We start from the raw sequence: 20825 nt of genomic DNA, 5'->3' as shown, positions 1-20825 counted from the left end.
GGCTGAGTCAGTCCCCGCCAGCCTCCTTCAGCATGCGGTCCAGGCGCTCGTCCTTCTCTCGCCACAGGCCCGCCAGCCAGTCCTTGATCCGCCGGCGATAGTCCGCGTCGTTGGCGTAATCCCGCCCCTTGAGGTCGTCCGGAATCGGACGGGTATGGACCTCCATGCGGATCTCGCTGACCCGGCCGCAGAGGAAATCCCAGAAGCTGGGCGCCCCACCCGGATAGGCGATGGTGACATCCACCAGTGTTTCCATGGCATCGCCCATGGCATCCAGCACGAAACCCACACCGCCGGCCTTGGGGATCAGCAGGTGCCGGTAGTCGGATGACTTCTGCTGCCTGAGTTTCTCCGGCGTGGCCCGTGTGCCCTCGACAAAATTCATCACACTGACCGGAGTGAAGCGGAACTTCTCACAGGCACGGCGGGTGGTCGCCAGGTCCTGGCCCCGTTTCTCCGGGTGCTTGAGCAGGTACTGGGAGGAATGCCGCTTCATGAAGGGGAAGTCCAGCCCCCACCAGGCAATGCCGATCACCGGCACCCAGATCAGCTCTTTCTTCAGGAAAAACTTGAGGAACGGCGCGCGGCGGTTGAACACCCACTGCATGGCCAGGATGTCCACCCAGCTCTGGTGATTGCTCAGTACCAGGTACCAGCTTTCCCGCTCCAGCTCCCCGGCGCCGGTCACGGTCCACCGGGTGCGCTGGGTCAGGCGCATCCAGGCATTGTTGCCGGCCACCCAGTTCTCCGCCACCCAGATGATCAGCCGCGTGCAGCCAACCCGGAACCCCTTGTGGGGAACCAGTAGCTTGAGCAGGGCGGGAATATAGAGGAACAGGGCCCAGAACAGGGTGTTCAGGATCAACAGCGTGGTCGCAATAATGCCGATCAACGGCTTCGGCAGGAATCCCAACATCAAATGTATTCCATCGGTCATTGTGGTAAGCGGTGCATCATAGCAAGCCTGGGTAGGGTCGGCGAACACCTGTAAGCCGACCAGTGCTACACTTGACCCATGAAAGCCATCGATCAATCAAACCTGGACACACGCTCCCTGGACGTATTCCTGGCGGTGCTGCGGGAGAACAGCGTCTCCCGGGCCGCCGAACGCCTGGGCATGAGTCAGTCCGCGGTCAGCCATACCCTGGAGAGGCTGCGCCAGGCACTGGGAGATCCCCTGTTCGTAAAGTCCGGTCGCGGCATTGCCCCCACCCGGTACGCCGTCAAGACCGGCCCCCACATCCGGCAGATCCTGGATGAACTGCGGGCGCTGCCAGAGGGGCCGCCCTTCGACCCCGCCACGGCGGAATTCACCTTCACCATAGCCGCCAACGACTACCAGCGCGACCTGCTGCTGCCGCCGCTGATGGCCAGGCTGCGGGAACGGGCGCCGGGCATCAGGCTGCAGGTGATGCCGTCTGGCATTCCCTCCGCCGACATGCTGCGGGACGACGTCTGTGACCTGATCATCACGCCCCATGCACCGGACGCCGGGGACATCATCCAGAAAGGGCTACTCAGGGACCGGATGGTGATTTTCTATGACGCCTCACAACGCCAGGCCCCCGGCGACCTGGCGGAATACCTGAAGGCGAGGCACGTGGATGTGCTGTTCCGGACCGGGGAGCATACCGGCCTGGAGAACTCCCTGCAGGCCCGGGGGCTGAGCCGCCACATCGTGGTGACCGTCTCCAACTTCTCCGGCCTGCCGGAATTCCTGCGGGGAACCAGCCTGCTGGCAACGGCCCCGTCCCGCATGCGTCACCAGTTGCTGCGGGGCTTTGCCACCGCTCCCCTGCCCTTTGACTACCGGGAAGTGAACCTGCTGATGGTCTGGCACCAGCGCTACCATGCCGACGCCGGGCACCGCTGGCTTCGCAATGAACTGGCTGCCACCGCCCGGCAACTGAGCAACTGAGCAACTGAGCAACTGATCGATATTGTTCATAGGTCGTATCGATGCCCGGGTCGTTATCTTTGCCCACCGGGAGCGTAGACTGGCGCCCTGTCATTCAAACACCGATCCGATCATGCTTGCACTGACCAGTATCTGGACCACCATCCTGTTGGCCGCCGCCGTGGCCCTCGGGCCCCTGGCCACCGACATGTACCTGCCGGCCCTGCCGTCCATGGGGGATGCCCTGTCGGCCGGTCCCGACCAGGTGCAGCTGACCCTGAGCCTGTACATGGCCGGGTTCGCCCTGGCCCAACTTTTCTGTGGCCCGCTGGCGGACCGGTTCGGACGCAAGCCGATCATGATTGGCGGCTTCCTGCTGTTCTTTATCGCCAGTGTCGGCTGTGCCCTGGCCACCAATGTGGAAACCCTGCTGCTGTGCCGTTTCCTGCAGGCCATCGGCGGCTCCGCCGGCCCGGTACTGGGGCGTGCCGCCATCCGTGATATCTATACGCCCCGGGAGGCCTCGCGCATCATGGCCATCCTCGCCAGCATCATGGCCCTGGCGCCGGCGGTGGCGCCAACCCTGGGCGGATTCCTGCTGGCCGGCTTCGGCTGGCCCTCCATCTTCATTGCCCTGGGCGGTTATGCGCTGGTCATGATGGTCGTGGTGGCGTTCGGCATCCCGGAACCCATGGCCCCCGCCAACCGCCAGTCCCTGAAGCTTCGGAACCTCGCCCGGAACTACCGGCACATCGGCACGGATCCCAGTTTTATCGGTTACACCCTGACCAATGCCTTTGCCTTTTCAGGGCTGTTTGCCTTCCTGTCCGGATCGTCCTTTGTGCTCATCGACTTTCTCGGAGTGGCACCGGAGCACTATGGCCTGTATTTCGCCTGTATCGTGGCGGGGTATATCTCCGGCAACCTGGGGGCGGTCCGCCTGGGCCGACGGCTGGTGCCTGACCAGATCCTGGTCCGGGGCCTGATGACCAGCGTCGCGGGAGGGGTGGCCATGGCCGGTCTCGCCATGGCGGAGGTCCATAGCGTGTGGGCGGTGATGATTCCCCAGGCGGTGGTGATGATGGGGGTCGGCATGACCCTGCCCCAGACCATGGCCGGTGCCCTGGCCAATTTCCCCACCATGGCCGGCTCCGCCTCCGCCCTGTTCGGTTTCGGGCAGATGGCCCTGGCCGCCGCTGTCGGCGCGCTGGTGGGCCAGCTCTACACCGGTACTTCCCTGGTGATGGCCAGCATCATTGCGGCCTGCTCGGTGGCTGCCCTGGCCGCCTACCTGCTGCTGGTCCAGCGTTATCCGGCACCGGGTTTCGAGCCGGCCCAGGAATCTGCACGGCAAAAAGTCGCGTAAACTCCTGGGGCTTACTGAAATTTCTGGTCGACGGGCCGGAAAAAATACCGTTTACTGAGGACTTTACTGAAACTCAGACCGGGCTTCGAAACCAACCAGCAAGGAGAAAACAATGAGCAAAGTCACCCTGGGCGGCAATCCGCTGGAAGTCAGCGGCACCTTTCCCCAGCCGGGCGACACCGCCCCGGATTTCACCCTGACCACCGGTGACCTGAAGGATGTGGGCCTCGACCATTTCGCCGGCAAGCGCAAGATCCTCAACATCATTCCCAGTATCGATACCGGCACCTGTGCCACCTCCACCCGCAAGTTCAATGAAAAGGCCGGTGGACTCGACAATACCGAGGTGCTGGTGATCTCCGCCGACCTGCCCTTTGCCGCCGGTCGGTTCTGTGGCGCGGAAGGCATCGAGGGCGTGCAGACCCTGTCCACCTTCCGTAACTACAGCTTCCAGCAGGACTATGGGGTGGCACTACAGACCGGACCCCTGGCGGGCCTGTGTGCCCGCGCCGTGGTGGTCCTTGATGAGGACAACAAGGTCCTGCACAGCCAGCTCGTGGACGAGATCAAGAACGAGCCGGACTACGAGGCCGCCCTGGCGGTGCTGTAGTCAGAAAGAATGGGGCGACCGCCATCCGGTCGCCCCGGCAAGTATCAGGACACCCTGACCACCAGCTTGCCCCGGTTGTTCCCCTGGAGCAGTCCCTGGAAGGCGGTCAGGGTGTTCTCGAACCCCTCCACCACGTCTTCCCGATACTTCACCCTGCCCTCTTTCAGCCACTGCCCCATCTCCCGCCGGAACTCCGGCAGCAGTTCGTTATGGTCCGACTGGATAAAGCCCCGGAACATCAGGCGCTTGATCAGGATCTGCCCCATGAAGGGAATGAGCCGGTCCGGGCCCTCCGGCAGCCTGGTCTGGTTGTAATGGGCAATCCGGCCACAGACCGGGATGCGGGCAAAGTCGTTGACCAGGGTCATCACCGCCTCGAACACCTTGCCTCCCACGTTTTCGAAATAGACATCGATCCCGTCGGGGCAGGCCGCCCGGAGCTGTTCCTCGAAATCCTCGTCCTTGTAGTTCACACAGGCATCGAAGCCGTACTCGGTCTTCACGTAATCACACTTGTCCTCCGCTCCGGCAACGCCAACCACCCGGCACCCCTTCATTTTCGCAATCTGCCCGACCACCTGGCCCACGGCGCCGGAGGCGGCGGAGACCACCACCGTTTCCCCCGGCTGTGGACGGCCAAACTCCCGCAGCCCCACATAGGCGGTGAAGCCGGGCATACCGATAACGCCCAGCCAGGCACTTGGCGGGGCGATCTCCGGATCAATACGGTAGAGGCTATCCGGGGTTGCCACCGAGTGGGTCTGCCAGCCGGTACGGGCAATCACCAGGTCTCCGGGGGACAGGTCAGGGTGGTGACTTTCCAGGACCTCGCTGACCGCCTCTCCGGTCATCACCTCACCCAGGGCGACCGGCGTCGCGTAGGAGGCGGTATCGTTCATGCGACCGCGCATGTAGGGATCAAGGGACAGGTAACGGGTCTTCAGCAGGACCTCGCCCTTACCCGCTTCCGGCATGGGGGTTTCGTCCAGACGCAGGTGGGTGTCGTCGGGCATGCCGACGGGACGCTGTACCAGCGTAAATTGTTGGTTTGCTGACATATCATACCTCTCTATATAGGGGGGATTTTTATTGTTGCACCAAACGCTCAGGTCCATGAGAATAGCTTACGAAACATGTTTCCGCGAAACGAAACCAGGAGATAATAATGACAAGTATCGCACTCGAAGAACTGCCGAATTTCAAAGGCAAGGTGGTGGGCCAGAGCCCCTGGAAACACGTCAGCCAGGAGATGATCCAGGCCTTTGCCGACGCTACCGGTGACCACCAGTGGATTCACGTGGACGTTGAGCGGGCCAAAAAGGAGGCACCCTGGGGAGCCCCGGTCGCCCACGGTTTCCTGACCCTGTCGCTGATTCCCCAGCTTAACCAGCAGGCCATGACGGTGACAGGTCCCGCCGCCACCATCAACTACGGCATGAACAAGGTCCGCCTGCCGTCCGCCGTGAAGTCCGGTTCCGATATCCGCTCCACCGTGGAACTGGTGAGTGTTGAGGAGGTGGATGAAAAACGGGTGCTGGCCACCTACAAGACGGTGATCGAGATCAAGGGCGAGGAGAAACCTGCGGTGGTGGCCGAGAACCTGGCCATGTACGTCAAACCATAAATTCAGACAGGTTGACCGGTGAATGCCAGGCATTCACCCGAATCGAAAAAAGGGGGCCGAAGCCCCCTTTTTCATTCAGTGAACTCTGTCCGCAGGGATCAGAATTCCTCTTCGACGATCTTGCCGTCCTTGACGACAGCCATGGTCGGCGCGGTGATAAATCCACCTTTCTCGTCAACGCCTTCCACTTCGTACGGGTTCTTGCTGCTTTCCAGGTTGGCAATAGCGTCGTTAAGTGCGGCACGGATGACTTCCGGATCGGTGCTCTCGGTCTGATCCATGGCGTTTACCAGGCCGTGGAGGGCCAGGTAGTTGAACGCCGCTTCAGAGCCCGGAGTCTTGCCATAGATCTCTTCATAACGCTTGATGAAGTTCTGGGCTGCCTCGGTCTCATATACGCCGAGCGGAACCACACCAACGGTGTCTTCCAGCGGCTCATAGCCACCCACCACGTTGGCGGCCTCATCGATCTTGGCCTGGTCCATCATGATGAACGCACCTTCGTAGCCCAGCTGACGTGCCTGCTGCATCACCAGGCCCGTCGGCTCGGAGGCTCCACCGACGAACATGACGTCCGGCTCTTCCGAGATCAGACGGCTAACACCGGTGAAGAAGTCCGCGGACTTGTTGTAGTCCATCGGATTCTGGGCGACCACCTCACCACCCTTGGCAGTCCAGGCCTTTTCGATCATGGATGCCCAGATCTTGGCATACTCGTGGGTTGCACCGCCCATGGCCAGCTTGGTGCCCCAGTTCTCCAGAGCGTAGTCGGTAAAGGCATTCACGTAGCCATCAAACGTAGGCGGGATCCGCACGGTCAGGGGGTTACCCTGTTCGGTAATGGTCGGAACACTGGTGTAGGCCATTACGAGGAAGTCGTCTTCCACGTTGAAATCCATCAGTGCGAAGATGCCCCCGGAATGGGGAACAAACACCGCCGGCACGTCAGATTCCTGCTTCAGGCGCTTGGCGTTGGTAGCCGCCTGTGCCGGAGAGTACTGGTCGTCCAGAGCGACGATGTTGATGGTGGTTTTCTCACCATCCAGATCGAAGCCACCAGCCTCGTTGATTTCGTCCGCTGCCATGCGCAGGCCGGACAGAACGTTTTCACCATACAGGGCAGCACCACCGGAAAGCGGTCCGGTAAAGCCGATGTTGACCTCGGCCGCCATGGCGGAACTCATGCCCATTGTGGTTGCTACAGCAACTGCCAGTCCAAGCTTCTTCGCTGTTTTCATTGTTTTCTCCTGGTTTTGTTTCGCCTTTGTTTGACAGGCGTTTTGTCAGGGTTGTTGTACAAGCGAGTTTCCGGGGCCTATCAGGCCCCGATGTATGCTTTGCGCACTTCCTCGTTACCCAGCATCGTTTCACGGTCGCCGTCCATAACGAGCTGGCCGTTCTCCATAACGTATGCATATGTGGCAATTTTAAGTGCCGCAAAGGCATTCTGCTCAGCCAGAAGCACCGTGGTGCCAAGGCTGTTGATCTGTTGAATGGTCTCGAACATCTGCTTGACCACCAGGGGAGCCAGACCCAGTGACGGCTCGTCCAGCATCAACAGACGCGGACGGCTCATCATGGCGCGGCCGATGGCAACCATCTGCTGCTGACCACCGGAGAGGGAACCCGCCGGCTGATGGGACTTTTCCTCAAGAATCGGGAACAGTTCCAGCACCTCATTCAGGCGTTTCCTGTTGCCTTCCCGATCCTTGCGATGCACGTAGGCGCCCAGCATGAGGTTATCGTGAACGCTCATCTGCGGGAACAGCTGGCGGCCTTCAGCGCACTGCACCACCCCCGCATTCACTACCGCACTGGCCTTCATGCCATTGAGGATCTTGTCCTCGAACTCGATGTTGCCGGCTGACGGCTTGATCAGGCCACTGATGGCGTTAAACAGTGTGGACTTGCCGGCACCATTGGCACCCAACAGTACCACCAGTCCGCCGGTATCGACGGTCATGTTGATGTTGTTCAGCGCCTTGAAGCTACCATAGTGGACGTCGACATTCTTAAGCTGCAGCATCAGCATCACTCCCCAGGTAGGCTTCGATAACCACCGGATTGTTCTTCACTTCATCCGGCGTGCCTTCGGCAATCTTTTCACCGTGATCCAGCACCATGATCTTGTCGGCAATGCCCATGATCATATCCATCTTGTGCTCGATCAGGCACACGGTCAGCCCGTGTTTAACCATTTTTTGCATCAGTTGCGCCAGACCTTCGGTTTCCTCGGGGTTAACCCCCGCCGCCGGCTCGTCCAGAAGGACGATCTTCGGATCCGTTGCCAGGGCCAGGGCAAACGCCACACGCTTGCGCTCTTCCTGGGTACAGTCGGCGATATAGCGGTTTTCCGCGTGGTTCAAGCCAACAAAGTCCAGCGCGTCCCGCGCCTTTTCCCGGGCGGCTTTCTCTTCCGCCTGCAGGCGCCTGGAGTTGATCAGCACGTCCCACAAGCCGGAACGGGTACGCAGCCGGTAACCCACAATCAGGTTATCCAGAACCGTCGCGGTTTCAAACAGATTAGTAGTCTGGAACGTACGGCCAACACCCAGTCTGGCAACATGATCGCAACGCATCGAAGTGACATCGGTGCCATCCAGAAGGATTTTTCCAGACGTAGGCTGATACATGCCGGAAATCAGGTTGAAGAAGGTACTTTTCCCGGCCCCGTTGGGGCCGATGATGGCGTTGATCTGATTGGCGCCAAATTCCACGGATACGTCATTGACCGCAGCCAGGCCGCCAAACATCTTGGTGAGGTGCTCTATTTTAAGCATTGTTACTAGCCTCCTGACTGCTGCTATTTACCTTGCTCTCAGCCTGGACTTTCTTTGGACCCAGCCCCAGGGCCTGGGCCTTGCGATGCATCCAGGTCAGGAAGGAACCACACACACCCAGCGGGAAGAAAATGACCAGCACCACCAGAAGCGGCCCGAAGATGATCATGCGATATTCTTCGAGGAACTGGAGAGACTGGGTGATCCACACGATTCCCACGGTGCCGACCAGGGGCCCAAACAGCGTACCGATACCACCGACAAGCATGTACATGATCATGTTGAAGGTGTGCAGCACATTGCCGTCCTCAGGCCCTACGAAGCGGATCATACCGGCATACAATGCACCGGCGAGACCTGCATAGGTGGTGGAGATCACGAAAGCCAGAATCTTGGTCTTCATCAGGTTGATACCAAGGGATTCCGCCAGTTCGTCACCGTTACGGATGGCCACAAAGGTACGGCCGACCAGGGACTTCTGGATCCGACCGGTGAACCAGATGATAAACACCAGGAAGAACAGAACCAGGTAGTACAGCGGCATGGTCTCGCGGAAGTTCACCAGACCAAAGCCATCCGGCGCGGCGATGTTGCGCACGCCCAGTGCGCCATGGGTCAGTTCTTCCCACTTGTCCAGAAGCAGGTAGATGATAAAGCCGACACACAGAGTGAAGATGGCGAAGTAGTGCTCCTTCAGGCGCAGGGAGACCGCACCCACCAGGAAGCCCAGAAAGGCGGTCAGGAACAGGGCGGCCAGGAACGCCGGCCAGAAGTTCCAGCCGGCATCGGAGGTCAGCAGTGCCACCGTGTAGGCCCCGATGGCGAAGAAACCGCCATGAGCCAGATTCAGCTGGCCACAGAAACCGGTAATAACGTTAAAACCGTATACGGCAATGGCCCAGATGAAGGCGGTCGCCATCACATAGACCTGATATTCGTTTGATGCCAGGGCCGGAAAGACCAAGGCCAGGGCCAGCAGTACGTATTTGCTGGCCGGATGCATTAACAGGGCTCCAAGCTTGAACATCATGATTAGTGTGCCCCCTTGGCAAACAGACCTTGTGGACGGATCGACAGGATAACCACCAGCAGGGCAAAGGCGATGACGTCCTTGTAGGCGGTGGAGATATAATAGCCGCCGAACGCTTCGGCAAAGCCAATGATCATGCCTCCGACAATGGCCCCCGGGATGCTACCCATCCCCCCCAGGATGATAATAACGAAGGCCTTCATGATTACCAGATGCCCCATGGCCGGGTACACCAGGTTCATGGGGGCATACAGTGTGGCGGCGACAGCGGCCAGAACGCCGGAGATAGCAAAGGTCATCATGGCAACGCGGTTGGCGTCGATACCGACCAGGAACGCGCCTTCCCGGTTCTGGGCCATGGCGATAATCGTGGCACCCACCATGGTCTTGCGCAGGAACAGGTTCAGGGCCACGACCAGGACAACGGTGGAGGCAATGATCAGCATGCCCTGTTCACGCAGAAAGACACCGTCCAGGTTTACCACACCGCCAAACGGGGTGGACATGCGGCGGAAATCAGAGCCCCAGATCATATGCACAACGGCTTCCAGGAACAGGAGGATACCGATTGCGGCAATCTTGTCGTGTATCGGGGGTGAATTGCGCAACTGATGGAAAACCAGGCGTTCACAGACGACGCCCAGTACGGCGACCACGACGGCGGAACCCGCCATGGCAATCCAGTAGTGGACGCCCAGGTCCACCATGAAGAAGTACGACATGAACGCGCCTACCATGTAGAGCGCACCATGTGCGAAGTTCGGGATGTGGAGGATCCCGTAAACAAGGGTCAGACCGAGCGCTACGAGACCGTAGATGCTGCCCAGGGTCATCCCGTTGAAAACCTGTTGGAGAAATGTAGTCAAACCGGCCCCTCCCGTGGCGACGTTGTTTTTGTAGAGTTGCCGTTACCGCAACTGTCATTGATGTTATTGGGTTTCGTTTTCTGCTTTATTGATTTTCTTTTTAGTTAGACGTATTGGCAGAATGCCTCACGCCGATGCACAAGAGTACACTGCACGCATATACTGTCAATAGACAGAATGCGATTTCGCTATGCGAACCTAATTGGTAATTTCAATGATGAAAATGAAATTCTGGCAGGTTCTCGAATCACCCCATGATAGGCGGAGATCCGAACTCAGGTCAGGCACCCCACCAGCCATGCTGGCCAGTGGGGTGGTCACCGATGTGTCGCCTGGCTGATTTGTTAACCAGACGGGATACTTACATCAGCCCTGCTTCTTCCACTCCTCATCCTGCAGGGCCCGCCACATCAGCTTGCCGGTGGGGGATTTCGGCAGCTCATCGACAAACTCCACAACGGAGGGGACCTTGTAGGCGGCCATCTGTTCCCGACACCAGGCGATAATATCCTCCTCACTGGTGTTGCCGACCCCGTCCGGAGACAGTACCACCACCGCCTTGACGGTTTCACCGCGCTTCTCGTGGGGGGTGGAGATAATGCAGACCTCGTGGATGGCGGGATGTTGGTACATCATGCTTTCCACTTCCGACGGCCATACCTTGAAGCCGGAGGCGTTGATCATCCGCTTGACCCGGTCAACCATGTAGAAGTAACCGTCTTCGTCATAGTAGGCCAGGTCGCCGGTACGGAAGAACGGCTTGCCATCGAGCTCGACAAAGGCCGCCTCGGTTTCCGCCGGCCGGTTCCAGTAGCCCACGGTCACCTGGGGTCCGTTGGAGACAATCTCGCCGACCTCCCCCGGCCCCTTCTCTTCCAGGGTTTCCACATCAATGATGCGGGAGTCCACATCAAACACCGGAATACCCAGACACTGGGCCCTGGGGTTGTTGGGTGGATTGATGTGGGTGGCGGCCATGGTTTCGGACAGGCCGTAGCCCTCGACGTAGTCCAGGCCGGTCAGTTTCTTCAGCTTGCCCGCGACGGCCTCCGGCATGGCGGCGCCACCGCCGCCGATGGTCACCAGTGAGCTGATGTCGTACTTCTCCAACTCCGGGTTGGAGAGGAAATCCACCGCCATGGTGACGATGTTGGTCCAGCCGGTCACCTTGTAACGTTCGATCAGCTTGCCCGCCACCTCGCGGTCCCAGCGGGTCATGATGACCATGGTGGACCCGGCGTAGATGGGGCTGTTCATGGAGCCGGTCATGCCGGTGACATGGAAGAATGGCAGGGTACACAGCTGTACGGAATCGGTCGTACTGATGTTCCAGAACGCCCTATGGACCGCCGTGGCCATGGGCCCCCGATGGACGTGCATGCACCCCTTGGGCTGGCCGGTGGTGCCGGAACTGTAGGGGATAACGGCCAGGTCATCCGGTCCGGCGGTATGCCGGCCAGGCTCGTGTCCGGCATTCAGGGCATCTTCCCAGGACAATAGCCCGGGGGCATCCAGGGGTTTGGGGTCGGCCGCCACCTCGGCGGGCAGCGCCAGGTCGGTGGGCTCGCGCACATAGGTGCCATAGGCGGCCACCACCACACGCTCCAGGTAAGTCTGGCCCACCAGCGGTGCGATAAAGCCCGCCAGTTCCATTCCCGCCAGGCACACCGTGGCCTTGGTATCGGAGATGTAGTGTTCCAGCTCGGACGCCCGGTTCATCGGATTGACCGGAATCACCACTGCGTCAGCACGCAGGATCGCGTAGTAACCGATCACGTACTGGGGAGAGTTCTGCATGTAAAGAAGCACGCGGTCGCCCTTGCCGACACCATTCTCCTGCAGCCAGCCGGCCAGGGATTCCACCTCATCAAACAGTTCCTGATAAGTGATTCTGGTGTCGTAGTAGATGATGGCGGTATGGTCCGGATACCGCAGTGCCGAAATCTCCAGGTTGGTAAACAGACTGGTTTGCGGCAGGGTCATGGTCTTGGGCAGCTCTCTGGGCCAGACCTTGTGGTGTCTTGTAAACATTCGGTACTCTCCCGTTAAATCACTTGCAGACTGCAACCGCCCCTGCAGGCCTGTCACCAGCCAACGCAGGGGCGGTTCTGTCATGTTTTCCGCAGGGGAACGGCGACCTTGTTATCGGGCAGCCGGTGCTCCCCCCGCAATGGCGATGCCGACACGCCCCGACGCCTCAGTACCGCCACATCGGCATCGTCCGGCACCTGGTGATCGGTATGCCGGTCAAAACCCAGCCACCAGTATGACAGCCCCCGGCTGTCCTGCCCCGGCAGCAGCCGCGGCCGGGCGATGGACCCGGCCGATTGCGCGGCATACTCCATGGCGCCCACCTGATCCACGGCACAGGCGGGGAAATTCACGTTCCAGCAGCACTTGCTCTGGGTGGCGGTGGGCCACAGGGCACGGATGGCTGCCTCACCCAATTCGGTGACCGGTGACCAGTCGATCTCGTCCCGGTTCGCGAAGGCCTGGCTCAGGGCAATGGCGGGGATGCCCAGGTGCTCGGCGCTCAACACGGCACCGACGGTGCCGGAATACTGGACCGAGTCGCCGATATTGCCCCCGGCATTGATGCCCGACAGCACCAGGTCCGGCGGTGTCTCGCCGAACCATTCCGCCAGGGCATAGAGCACGCAGTCGGCGGGGGTGCCGGACACGGCGTAATGACGCTCGCCATGGCGGTACACCCGCAGCGGATCATGCAGGGAAATACTCTGTCCCGCGCCGCTGCGGTCATGCTCCGGCGCCACGATCCAGACTTCCTCCGCCAGACGGCGGGCAATGTCCACCAGGATCTTCAACCCCGGGGCGGCCACACCGTCATCATTGGTAATCAGGATGCGGCGAACCATGGGGTCCGCCGCGGTCGGCTGGTTCATACACTGATTCCCTTGCTGCCCTTCTGGGCCACGGACCAGCCGGCTTCCGCCAGGATGCTGGCACGCTTGCCCACTTCCAGGGCATCGGCGTTACTGGCATTGCCCGCCAGTGCCCGGGCATAGACCCCCTGCACGATCGCCGCCAGGCGGAACAGGGAGAAGGACACAAACACGTGCCAGTCGTCGATGCCATCGCGGCCTGACGCCTTGCAGTAGCGCTCGATGGTTTCCTGCTCGGTGGGGATGCCGATCTCGCCGAGATCCTCACCCACCACACCGCGCATGCCCTCGAACCCGGAACTCAGGTGGTAGGGCAGGCAGTAATAGGCCAGATCCGCCAGTGGATGGCCCAGGGTGGACAGTTCCCAGTCCAGGATGGCGATGACTTCCGGCTTGTCCGGGGCCAGCATCAGGTTGCCCAGGCGATAGTCACCATGGGCAATGGCGCACTCATCGTTCTTCGGAAGGTTTTCCGGCAGCCACTTCATCAGGTTGTCCATGGCCGGCATGTCGTCGGTCTTGGAGGCCTCGTACTGCTTGGACCAGCGGGCCACCTGGCGGGCGACATAGCCTTCCGGACGACCGAAGTCCCCCAGGCCGACCTTGTTCACGTCCACGGCGTGCATCTTCGCCATGGTATCAATGGCCGCCTCATGGACCGGGCGACGCTCGGCCTTGTCCAGGTCCGGCAGGGCCGGGTGGCTCAGCACGCGGCCTTCCATGAAGTCCATGACGTAGAACGGAGTGCCGATCAGGTCGCTGTCCTCGCACAGCACCCGAGCCTTGGGCACGGGCACATCGGTGTTGTCGGACAGGGCGCGGATCACCTTGTATTCCCGCTCCACCATGTGGGCGGAAGGCAGTGTCTTTCCAGGCGGCTTCTTGCGCAGCACGTAGCGGTTGCCGCCAGAGGTCAGCATGAAGGTGGGGTTGGACTGCCCACCCTGGAACTGCTTGACCTGCAGGTCGTCACCAAAGTCGGGAATTTCCTTCTGCAGCCACGTCAGCAGGGCTGCTTCGTCAAACCGGTGAGCGTCGAGGACGTCGACCAGGTTGGGTCCAGTACTCATAGTAACCTCAGCTAATGGTTTCGCCGCCGTCCGCCACAATCACCTGACCGGTGATGTAGGCGCTGGCCTTGGTGGACAGGAACACCGCCAGCCCGGCGATATCGATCGGGTCGCCGATGCGACGCAGCGGGGTCTTTTCTTCAGCGCGCTTGATGCGAACCGGATCTTCAGTCAGGGCCTTGGCGAAGTCGGTCTTCACGATGCCCGGGGCGATGCTGTTGACGCGGATGCCCTTCGGCCCCCACTCCACCGCCAGGTTGCGGGCCAGGGCCGCTTCCGCCGCCTTGGACACGCCGTAAGTACCGATAGTGGTGTTGCCACGGATACCGGCAATGGAGGACAGCAGTACCACGGCCCCCTCGCCACGCTCGGCCATGCCCGGCAACACCATATTGGTCAGCCAGAACGTGCCTTTAACGTTGGTGTCCATGATCTTGTCCCAGGCCTCGTCGGTCATTTCGGCGGTGGGGCCGTAGACCGGGTTGGTGGCGGCATTGCACACCAGTACGTCGATCTTGCCCCAGGCTTCGATGGTCTTGTCCACCAGGTTCTGGAGCTGGTCCTTCTTGCCCACGTGGCAGGGGATGGCGATGGCTTCGAAGCCTTCCGCCTTCAGCTCACCGGCCACCTGCTCGCAAACCTCGGCCTTGCGGCTGGAAATCACCACCCTGGCGCCCTGACGGGCCATTTCCTCGGCGATGGACCGGCCGATGCCCTTGGTGGACCCGGTAATAAGGGCCACCTTGCCGGTCATGTCGAATAATGGATTGCTCATGTTTCGGCTCCTGGCTCAGTGGGTACGCGGGTAGTTCTTCAGTTCCAGCTTGGCGATGGAATCCAGGTGAACCTCATCCGGACCGTCCGCCAGGCGCAGGGTACGCACGCTGGCGTAGGCGGCCGCCAGGAAGGTGTCCTGGCTGACGCCGGCACCGCCATGAACCTGGATGGCACGATCCAGCACCTTCAGGGCCATGCTGGGCGCGATCACCTTGATCATGGCGATTTCCTGACGGGCCACCTTGTTACCCACGGTGTCCATCATGTGCGCCGCTTTCAGGGTCATCAGGCGGGCCTGCTCAATCTCGAGGCGGGAGCGGGCAATGTCCTTGCGGATGGAGTCGAACTCCACCAGCGGGCGACCGAAGGCCTCACGGGCGTTGGCGCGTTCACACATGGCTTCCAGGGCACGCTCGGCCACACCGATGGTGCGCATGCAGTGGTGGATACGGCCCGGCCCAAGGCGACCCTGGGCGATCTCGAAACCACGGCCCTCACCCAGCAGGATATTGGACGCCGGTACCCGCACATTGTTGTAGTGCACCTCGGCATGGCCGTGGGGCGCATGATCGTAACCGAATACGGTCAGCGGACGCACCATTTCCACGCCCGGGGTGTCCAGCGGCACCAGGATCATGGACTGCTGCTTGTGCTTCTCGGCGGTGGGATCGGTCTTGCCCATGACGATGGCAATCTTGGTGGTGGTGGTCATGGCACCGGAGGACCACCACTTCTTGCCGTTGATCACGTACTCATCGCCCTCGCGGCGAATCTCGGTACCGATGTTGGTGGCATCGGAGGAGGCCACGTCCGGCTCGGTCATGGAGAAGCACGAACGGATCTCGCCTTCCAGCAGCGGCTTCAGCCACTTCTCTTTATGTTCCTCGGAACCGTAACGCTCGATGGTTTCCATGTTGCCGGTATCTGGTGCGGCACAGTTGAAGACTTCCGGCGCCATATGGGAGCGACCCATAATCTCGCACAGGTGGGCGTACTCCAGGTTGGTCAGGCCGGCACCACGCTCGCTTTCCGGCAGGAACAGGTTCCACAGGCCAGCACTCTTGGCCTTGGCCTTGAGCTCTTCCATGATCTCAGTGGGAGCCCAACGGTCCCCCTGGTCCACCTGCTCGTGGTGCTTGTGCTCGTTCGGATAGATGTACTGATCCATGAACTCCAGGAGTTCTTTCTGCAGCTTCTTCGCTCGCTCGGACGGTTCGTACAACATCGTTGTGCCTCTCTTTTATTGGTTGCAGGGACGCCTTCAGATGGGAACGCCCTCGGGGTTCTCGCTGCCGGATCGAATCCTGAACGTACCTTCGGCAATGGCAAGCAGGTTGCCCTTGTCATCGTGGATCTCGCCGGTGCTGTTGAAAATTCGGGTACCGCCGGCACGCTTGATGCCAGTGGCGGTAATGGTGCCACCAGAACACTGGCCGGTAAACGTGGTGGTCAGGGTCAGGGTGATGGCCTTGCGCATGCGACCAGGGTAAGGGCAGTAGGTGCCGGCCTCGGCCAGCACGATATCGAGCAGGGACGAGAGCACGCCCCCATGGATGACCCCGCCCAGGTTCAGGTGCCTGGGTTCCAGGTCCAGCGCAATGACCGCTTTGTCCTCTTCCCAGGACACCTGTCGGTACCCCAGCAGGTTGTGAAAGCCGGGCAGATCCTTGCCACCGCTGATGTGGAGGTTCTGTTGTGCTTCACTCATTACACTTTCATTCCAGGCATGTTCAGTGAGGCGGTGTTGCCGCCATCCACGGGCAGGGCCTGCCCGGTGATGTAGCTGGCGTCGTCGGAGGCCAGGAAACAGATCGCTGCCGCCAGTTCTTCCGGCTTGCCGTAGCGACGCAGTTCACAGCGGGTGCCCAGCTTGTGCTCTTTCTCATTGGCACGGGCGTAATCGAACACGGCCTTGGTCATGCCGGTTTCCACCAATCCCGGGCATACGGCGTTCACACGGACATTAAAGCCGCCCAGGTCGCAGGCCGCGGTCTGGGTCAGGTTGATCACGCCGGCCTTGGACGCGCTGTAGGGATTGCCGCCAGCGCCGGACCGGATACCAGCCACGGAAGCGGTGTTGACGATGGCGCCCTGCTGGCGCGCCTGCATATGGGGCGCCACGTGCTTGATCATCAGCATGGCACCGATCAGGTTGACCCCCAGGATCTTCTCCCAGTCCGCCTTCTCGTTCTCGGTTACCGGAGGATAGCTGCCGCCGGAGATGCCGGCGTTGTTCACCAGGATATCGACCTGGCCGAACTGTGCCACCACGTCGGACACCAACGTCTTGACGGCATCCTCGTCGGACACATCCAGCTTGCGTTCGATATGGGTGGCTTCGGGGGGCATTTGCGCGGCGGTTTCCAGCAAGCCTTCCTCGGACCAGTCCGCCAGGACGACCGTGGCGCCCTCGCCGGCTAGCCTCAGGGCGGTGGCGCGACCAATACCACTGCCGGCGCCGGTAACGATAGCGACCCGCTCAGTGAAACGCATCATAGAGTATGCTCCTTTAACCTTGCACGGGAGCCTGCGCGGTAACACGTTCCAGACTCTCAGGCTTTTGTCGTTGTAGGTTCTGGTGCTTATCAGCTTGATTCGGAATGCATGGTTCCGAAGGAACTGCGTGGGACAAAGCCCCGAAATTCGTTAGGGTGCTTTTCAAATGGCCAAACAGGGCGTTTAATTTGTCACGGCTTCCAGTTTTGAGTCAATATATTCGAAAATAAATTTCACTAGTCAAAACACAACAACGATTGAGGCCCCCAAAATGAGACAAACCGTTGCGGCGATGCCGAATTACGCTCCAGCAATCGAGCAGGAAACCATGGACCCCATCGGCCGTCACCTCCAGGGGTTCGCCCGTACCCAGGGTGAAAAGCCCGCCATCACCGATGAAAAAGGGACGCTCACCTGGGCCGAAATGCTGAGCCGCGCCAACCGCATCGCCAACCGCCTCCGGGAAGACGGCCTGCAGACCGGCGATACCGTGGCCGGCCTGTCCGAGAACAGCAACAACTATATGTGCCTGTACCTGGGCACCCTGATTGCCGGCGGCTGCATGGTGCCCCTGTCCGGCATGGCCAGCGGCGAGGCCCTGGCACTGATGGTGAAGGATTGCGACAGCCGTTTCCTGTTCGTTTCCGAGAAGAACCTGCCCCTGTTCAACGAGATCCGTGACGACCTTGACCGGGTGCAGCCGGCCCAACGGATCGGCCTCGACACCGACGCGGTGGACAGCGGACTGGACCTGGATGCCTGGCTGGGCGACATCACCGATGCCGCCAACCCGGCCGAGGTGACGCCGGACGACCCGTTCAACATTATCTATAGTTCCGGCACCACCGGGACTCCCAAAGGTATACTGCACGACTACCGCTTCCGCCAGCGGCAGTTCGATCGCCTGTCCCGGTTCGGGCTGGACGGCGATGCCATCAACCTGGTGTCCACGCCACTATACTCCAACACCACGCTGGTATCCGCCCTGCCCACCCTGTTCCACGGCGGCACCCTGGTGCTGATGGGCAAGTTCAACGCCCACCGTTTCCTGGAACTGGCGGAGGAACACCGGGTGACCCACGCCATGCTGGTACCGGTGCAGTACAGTCGTATCATGGCCGAGCCGGATTTCGACCGCTTCGACCTGTCCAGCTTCAAACTCAAGCTGTGCACCAGTGCCCCCCTGCGCTCCGACGTGATTGCCGAAGCCATGGAGCGCTGGCCAGGCAACATCCGCGAAGTCTATGGCCTCACCGAGGGGGGCATCTCCACCAGCCTGGATTGCGCCGCCAACCCCACCAAGTGGGATTCCGTGGGGGTCCCGACCGAGGGCGCGGAAGTCCGCATTATCGACGACCATGGCAAGGAACTGCCCCAGGGTGAAATCGGCGAGATCGTCGGCCGGGCCATCTCCATGATGCGCGGCTACTATCATCGCGAGCAGCAGACCAACGAGATGCTGTGGACCAGCCCCGAGGGCCTGGTGTTCTATCGCAGTGGTGATATGGGACGCCTGGACGAGGATGGCTTCCTTTATATCCTCGACCGCCGCAAGGACATGATCATCTCCGGCGGCTTCAACATCTACGCCGTGGACCTGGAGAAGGTACTGCTGGAACACCCTGCGGTGGCGGATGTGGCCGTGATCGGTATTCCCAGCGACCACTGGGGCGAAACCCCGCTGGGACTGGTGGTGCGCAGGGCCGGCGAAACCGCCTCCGAGGACGATATCCTGGCTTTCGCCAACGACAAGCTGGGTAAGACCCAGCGGCTGGCGGCGGTGGAATTCCGGGATGAGCTGCCCCGTTCCATCATCGGCAAGGTCCTCAAGCGGGAACTGCGGGAGCCATACTGGGCCGACCAGAAGAAGTAGCCTTTCGCCGTCCAGTCCCCGTCGAAGAGGCGACCCACCAGCGGTCGCCTCTTCTGCTATGGGCGATTGCGGACAGCCAGGCCCTGCAAGGGCTGCTAGAATCCTCCCTTTCCGACTCCATGCAACCAACGACGTAACGGAATCCCGTGACCGATCCAGAGCCGTCCACCAGCAGCCTGCCCCGCCAGCTGTTCTCCATGACCTGGCCGATGCTGTTCGGGGTCCTGTCCCTGATGTCCTTCCAGTTGGCCGACAGTATCTTTATCGGTCAACTGGGCCGGGACCCGCTCGCCGCCCTGGGTTTCACTGTCCCCATGCAGCAACTCATTACCGGCCTGCAGGTCGGCCTGGGTATCGCCACCACCGCCATTATCTCCCGCACGCTGGGGGCCGGGGACGAACAGCGTGCCGTGCGCCTGGCCGGCCTGGTGGTCACCACCGGCGCCACCCTGGTGTGCCTGCTGGCCCTGGGCCTTTGGCTGCTCCGGGACACCATCATGACCCTGCTGGGGGCCGAAGCATCACTGCTGCCGATGATCCGGCTGTACTGGATGCCCTGGCTGGTGGCCGCCTGGACCGGCGCCGTGCTGTATTTCGGCTACAGCATCTGCCGCTCCCACGGTGATACCAAGCTGCCCGGGCTGATGATGATGGCCGCCAGCCTGTTGAACATCGCCCTGGACCCACTCTACATCTTTGTCTTCGGGTGGGGCCTGCCGGGCGCGCCGCTGGCCACCATCACCTCCTTTGGCGTCGGCTGCCTGGTGATCTACCCGGCCCTGTTCCGGCGGGGCTGGATCGCCTTCGACCTGGCCCGGCTGGAGCTGGGCCAGTCCATCCGCCAGCTTGGCGGCATCATGGCCCCGGCCATGGTCAGTCAATTGATGCCGCCGGTGTCCGCCATGCTGGCCACCGCCCTGGTGGCGGGCTTCGGATCCGCCGCCGTGGCGGCCTGGGGGCTGGGCACCCGGCTGGAGTTCTTCTCCATCGTGGTGGTGCTGGCCCTGACCATGTCCATGCCACCCATGGTGGGCCGGCTGCTGGGCCAGGGGGACATCGGCACCATCCGCAAACTGGTGCGGCTGGCGGTACGCTTTATCGTGGTCTGGCAACTGGCCATTGCCCTGCTGTGGCTGACAACTTCGGGACTGGTGTCCGAACTGTTCACCGCCGACCGGCAGGTCAGTGATGTGCTGGGTGACTACCTGCTGCGGGTGCCGCTCAGTTACAGCGGCCTGGGGGTATGCATGCTGATGGTATCGGTCAACAACGCCCTGGGGCTGCCCATGCGGGCACTGCTGATCTCCACCCTGCGGCTGTTCGCCTGCTACCTGCCCATGCTCTGGCTGGGCGGTCAGCTAGGTGGTCTCACCGGGCTGATGAGCGGCGCCCTGGCCGGCAACCTGATGGCCGGGGTTATGGCGTACCTGCTTTACCGGCGGGGGATGAAGACACTGTCAGCGGCTAGTGTCCCGTCTGGGTAATTCGTTAGCCTACTGCGTGACGCTGAGGCTTCTGGCCAAGGCGCCAGTC

Annotated in this window: 20 protein-coding genes; 6 read left to right on the top strand and 14 right to left on the bottom strand. The window is 61.2% G+C overall.

Annotated features, from left to right (window positions below; all coding sequences use genetic code 11):
- Positions 1–7 precede the first annotated feature (7 nt).
- A complete protein-coding gene (locus tag RO069_RS12450; RefSeq protein ID WP_328187902.1) occupies positions 8–916 on the bottom strand; it encodes an acyltransferase in 909 nt (302 codons plus the stop codon).
- Between the two features lie 99 nt (positions 917–1015).
- Here RO069_RS12450 and RO069_RS12445 point away from each other — a divergent pair, with 99 nt between their 5' ends.
- The 3 genes from RO069_RS12445 to tpx all read left to right on the top strand — a co-directional run bounded on the left by RO069_RS12445 (position 1016) and on the right by tpx (position 3873).
- The gene (locus tag RO069_RS12445) at positions 1016–1918 is read left to right on the top strand and encodes a LysR family transcriptional regulator (RefSeq protein WP_328187901.1); all 903 of its coding nucleotides are present in this window, start codon (positions 1016–1018) and stop codon (positions 1916–1918) included.
- A gap of 112 nt (positions 1919–2030) precedes the next feature.
- Positions 2031–3263 carry a multidrug effflux MFS transporter gene (locus tag RO069_RS12440; protein ID WP_328187899.1) on the top strand — a complete coding sequence of 411 codons (1233 nt, stop codon included), beginning with the start codon at positions 2031–2033 and terminating at the stop codon, positions 3261–3263.
- Between the two features lie 112 nt (positions 3264–3375).
- Positions 3376–3873, top strand: coding sequence for a thiol peroxidase (gene tpx, locus RO069_RS12435; protein ID WP_328187898.1), 498 nt, complete (start codon positions 3376–3378; stop codon positions 3871–3873).
- Positions 3874–3917: 44 nt separating this feature from the next.
- Here tpx and RO069_RS12430 read toward each other — a convergent pair whose 3' ends face one another.
- A complete protein-coding gene (locus tag RO069_RS12430; RefSeq protein ID WP_328187896.1) occupies positions 3918–4931 on the bottom strand; it encodes an NADP-dependent oxidoreductase in 1014 nt (337 codons plus the stop codon).
- A gap of 107 nt (positions 4932–5038) precedes the next feature.
- On the opposite strand from RO069_RS12430, the gene RO069_RS12425 reads away from it, so the two are divergent.
- Positions 5039–5497 (top strand): MaoC family dehydratase, encoded by a 459-nt coding sequence (locus RO069_RS12425; protein ID WP_328187895.1) that lies wholly within the window; start codon positions 5039–5041, stop codon positions 5495–5497.
- 98 nt (positions 5498–5595) lie between these two features.
- Here the strand turns inward: RO069_RS12425 and RO069_RS12420 are convergent, their stop codons facing one another.
- From RO069_RS12420 to RO069_RS12365, 12 genes are all read right to left on the bottom strand, one after another.
- Positions 5596–6735 (bottom strand): ABC transporter substrate-binding protein, encoded by a 1140-nt coding sequence (locus tag RO069_RS12420; protein ID WP_328187893.1) that lies wholly within the window; start codon positions 6733–6735, stop codon positions 5596–5598.
- An 80-nt stretch (positions 6736–6815) separates the two neighbouring features.
- Positions 6816–7523: an ABC transporter ATP-binding protein gene (locus RO069_RS12415; RefSeq protein ID WP_328187891.1), complete on the bottom strand. Its 708-nt coding sequence runs from the start codon at positions 7521–7523 to the stop codon at positions 6816–6818.
- Positions 7510–8277 carry an ABC transporter ATP-binding protein gene (locus RO069_RS12410; RefSeq protein ID WP_328187889.1) on the bottom strand — a complete coding sequence of 256 codons (768 nt, stop codon included), beginning with the start codon at positions 8275–8277 and terminating at the stop codon, positions 7510–7512. Before RO069_RS12410 ends, RO069_RS12415 begins: the two co-directional genes overlap by 14 nt.
- The gene (locus tag RO069_RS12405) at positions 8270–9307 is read right to left on the bottom strand and encodes a branched-chain amino acid ABC transporter permease (protein WP_328187887.1); all 1038 of its coding nucleotides are present in this window, start codon (positions 9305–9307) and stop codon (positions 8270–8272) included. The genes RO069_RS12410 and RO069_RS12405 overlap by 8 nt, the downstream gene beginning before the upstream one ends.
- Positions 9308–9309: 2 nt before the next feature.
- On the bottom strand, positions 9310–10173 hold the full coding sequence (locus tag RO069_RS12400; protein WP_328187885.1) for a branched-chain amino acid ABC transporter permease: 864 nt from the start codon (positions 10171–10173) through the stop codon (positions 9310–9312).
- Between the two features lie 366 nt (positions 10174–10539).
- Positions 10540–12204, bottom strand: a complete 1665-nt coding sequence (locus RO069_RS12395) for a long-chain fatty acid--CoA ligase (protein ID WP_328187884.1) — start codon at positions 12202–12204, stop codon at positions 10540–10542.
- An 80-nt stretch (positions 12205–12284) separates the two neighbouring features.
- On the bottom strand, positions 12285–13076 hold the full coding sequence (gene surE, locus RO069_RS12390) for a 5'/3'-nucleotidase SurE (protein WP_328187883.1): 792 nt from the start codon (positions 13074–13076) through the stop codon (positions 12285–12287).
- On the bottom strand, positions 13073–14146 hold the full coding sequence (locus tag RO069_RS12385; protein ID WP_328187881.1) for a phosphotransferase: 1074 nt from the start codon (positions 14144–14146) through the stop codon (positions 13073–13075). The genes surE and RO069_RS12385 overlap by 4 nt, the downstream gene beginning before the upstream one ends.
- A gap of 7 nt (positions 14147–14153) precedes the next feature.
- A complete protein-coding gene (locus RO069_RS12380; protein WP_328187880.1) occupies positions 14154–14921 on the bottom strand; it encodes an SDR family NAD(P)-dependent oxidoreductase in 768 nt (255 codons plus the stop codon).
- Positions 14922–14936: 15 nt separating this feature from the next.
- Complete coding sequence (locus RO069_RS12375; RefSeq protein ID WP_328187879.1) at positions 14937–16148, bottom strand: acyl-CoA dehydrogenase family protein; 1212 nt, start codon at positions 16146–16148, stop codon at positions 14937–14939.
- Between the two features lie 36 nt (positions 16149–16184).
- A complete protein-coding gene (locus RO069_RS12370) occupies positions 16185–16631 on the bottom strand; it encodes a PaaI family thioesterase (RefSeq protein WP_328187877.1) in 447 nt (148 codons plus the stop codon).
- On the bottom strand, positions 16631–17419 hold the full coding sequence (locus RO069_RS12365) for an SDR family NAD(P)-dependent oxidoreductase (protein ID WP_328187875.1): 789 nt from the start codon (positions 17417–17419) through the stop codon (positions 16631–16633). Before RO069_RS12365 ends, RO069_RS12370 begins: the two co-directional genes overlap by 1 nt.
- Before the next feature lie 271 nt (positions 17420–17690).
- Between RO069_RS12365 and RO069_RS12360 the strand changes: the two genes are divergently transcribed.
- Both RO069_RS12360 and RO069_RS12355 read left to right on the top strand, forming a co-directional pair.
- A complete protein-coding gene (locus tag RO069_RS12360; protein ID WP_328187874.1) occupies positions 17691–19292 on the top strand; it encodes a class I adenylate-forming enzyme family protein in 1602 nt (533 codons plus the stop codon).
- 197 nt (positions 19293–19489) lie between these two features.
- Positions 19490–20776 carry an MATE family efflux transporter gene (locus RO069_RS12355; RefSeq protein ID WP_328187941.1) on the top strand — a complete coding sequence of 429 codons (1287 nt, stop codon included), beginning with the start codon at positions 19490–19492 and terminating at the stop codon, positions 20774–20776.
- Positions 20777–20825: the final 49 nt, after the last annotated feature.

This window comes from Marinobacter sp. OP 3.4 (assembly GCF_036224885.1).
Taxonomy (GTDB): Bacteria; Pseudomonadota; Gammaproteobacteria; order Pseudomonadales; family Oleiphilaceae; genus Marinobacter.
Note: the sequence above shows the minus strand (reverse complement) of the source record. Positions and strands in the feature narration are given on the sequence as shown.

What these genes read in the sequence shown, in the direction of transcription:
- RO069_RS12450 (WP_328187902.1), bottom strand. Translation starts at nt 916, where the DNA reads ATGTTGGGATTCCTGCCGAAGCCGTTGATCGGCATTATTGCGACCACG.
- RO069_RS12445 (WP_328187901.1), top strand. Translation starts at nt 1,016, where the DNA reads ATGAAAGCCATCGATCAATCAAACCTGGACACACGCTCCCTGGACGTA.
- RO069_RS12440 (WP_328187899.1), top strand. Translation starts at nt 2,031, where the DNA reads ATGCTTGCACTGACCAGTATCTGGACCACCATCCTGTTGGCCGCCGCC.
- tpx (WP_328187898.1), top strand. Translation starts at nt 3,376, where the DNA reads ATGAGCAAAGTCACCCTGGGCGGCAATCCGCTGGAAGTCAGCGGCACC.
- RO069_RS12430 (WP_328187896.1), bottom strand. Translation starts at nt 4,931, where the DNA reads ATGTCAGCAAACCAACAATTTACGCTGGTACAGCGTCCCGTCGGCATG.
- RO069_RS12425 (WP_328187895.1), top strand. Translation starts at nt 5,039, where the DNA reads ATGACAAGTATCGCACTCGAAGAACTGCCGAATTTCAAAGGCAAGGTG.
- RO069_RS12420 (WP_328187893.1), bottom strand. Translation starts at nt 6,735, where the DNA reads ATGAAAACAGCGAAGAAGCTTGGACTGGCAGTTGCTGTAGCAACCACA.
- RO069_RS12415 (WP_328187891.1), bottom strand. Translation starts at nt 7,523, where the DNA reads ATGCTGCAGCTTAAGAATGTCGACGTCCACTATGGTAGCTTCAAGGCG.
- RO069_RS12410 (WP_328187889.1), bottom strand. Translation starts at nt 8,277, where the DNA reads ATGCTTAAAATAGAGCACCTCACCAAGATGTTTGGCGGCCTGGCTGCG.
- RO069_RS12405 (WP_328187887.1), bottom strand. Translation starts at nt 9,307, where the DNA reads ATGATGTTCAAGCTTGGAGCCCTGTTAATGCATCCGGCCAGCAAATAC.
- RO069_RS12395 (WP_328187884.1), bottom strand. Translation starts at nt 12,204, where the DNA reads ATGTTTACAAGACACCACAAGGTCTGGCCCAGAGAGCTGCCCAAGACC.
- surE (WP_328187883.1), bottom strand. Translation starts at nt 13,076, where the DNA reads ATGAACCAGCCGACCGCGGCGGACCCCATGGTTCGCCGCATCCTGATT.
- RO069_RS12385 (WP_328187881.1), bottom strand. Translation starts at nt 14,146, where the DNA reads ATGAGTACTGGACCCAACCTGGTCGACGTCCTCGACGCTCACCGGTTT.
- RO069_RS12380 (WP_328187880.1), bottom strand. Translation starts at nt 14,921, where the DNA reads ATGAGCAATCCATTATTCGACATGACCGGCAAGGTGGCCCTTATTACC.
- RO069_RS12375 (WP_328187879.1), bottom strand. Translation starts at nt 16,148, where the DNA reads ATGTTGTACGAACCGTCCGAGCGAGCGAAGAAGCTGCAGAAAGAACTC.
- RO069_RS12370 (WP_328187877.1), bottom strand. Translation starts at nt 16,631, where the DNA reads ATGAGTGAAGCACAACAGAACCTCCACATCAGCGGTGGCAAGGATCTG.
- RO069_RS12365 (WP_328187875.1), bottom strand. Translation starts at nt 17,419, where the DNA reads ATGATGCGTTTCACTGAGCGGGTCGCTATCGTTACCGGCGCCGGCAGT.
- RO069_RS12360 (WP_328187874.1), top strand. Translation starts at nt 17,691, where the DNA reads ATGAGACAAACCGTTGCGGCGATGCCGAATTACGCTCCAGCAATCGAG.
- RO069_RS12355 (WP_328187941.1), top strand. Translation starts at nt 19,490, where the DNA reads ATGACCTGGCCGATGCTGTTCGGGGTCCTGTCCCTGATGTCCTTCCAG.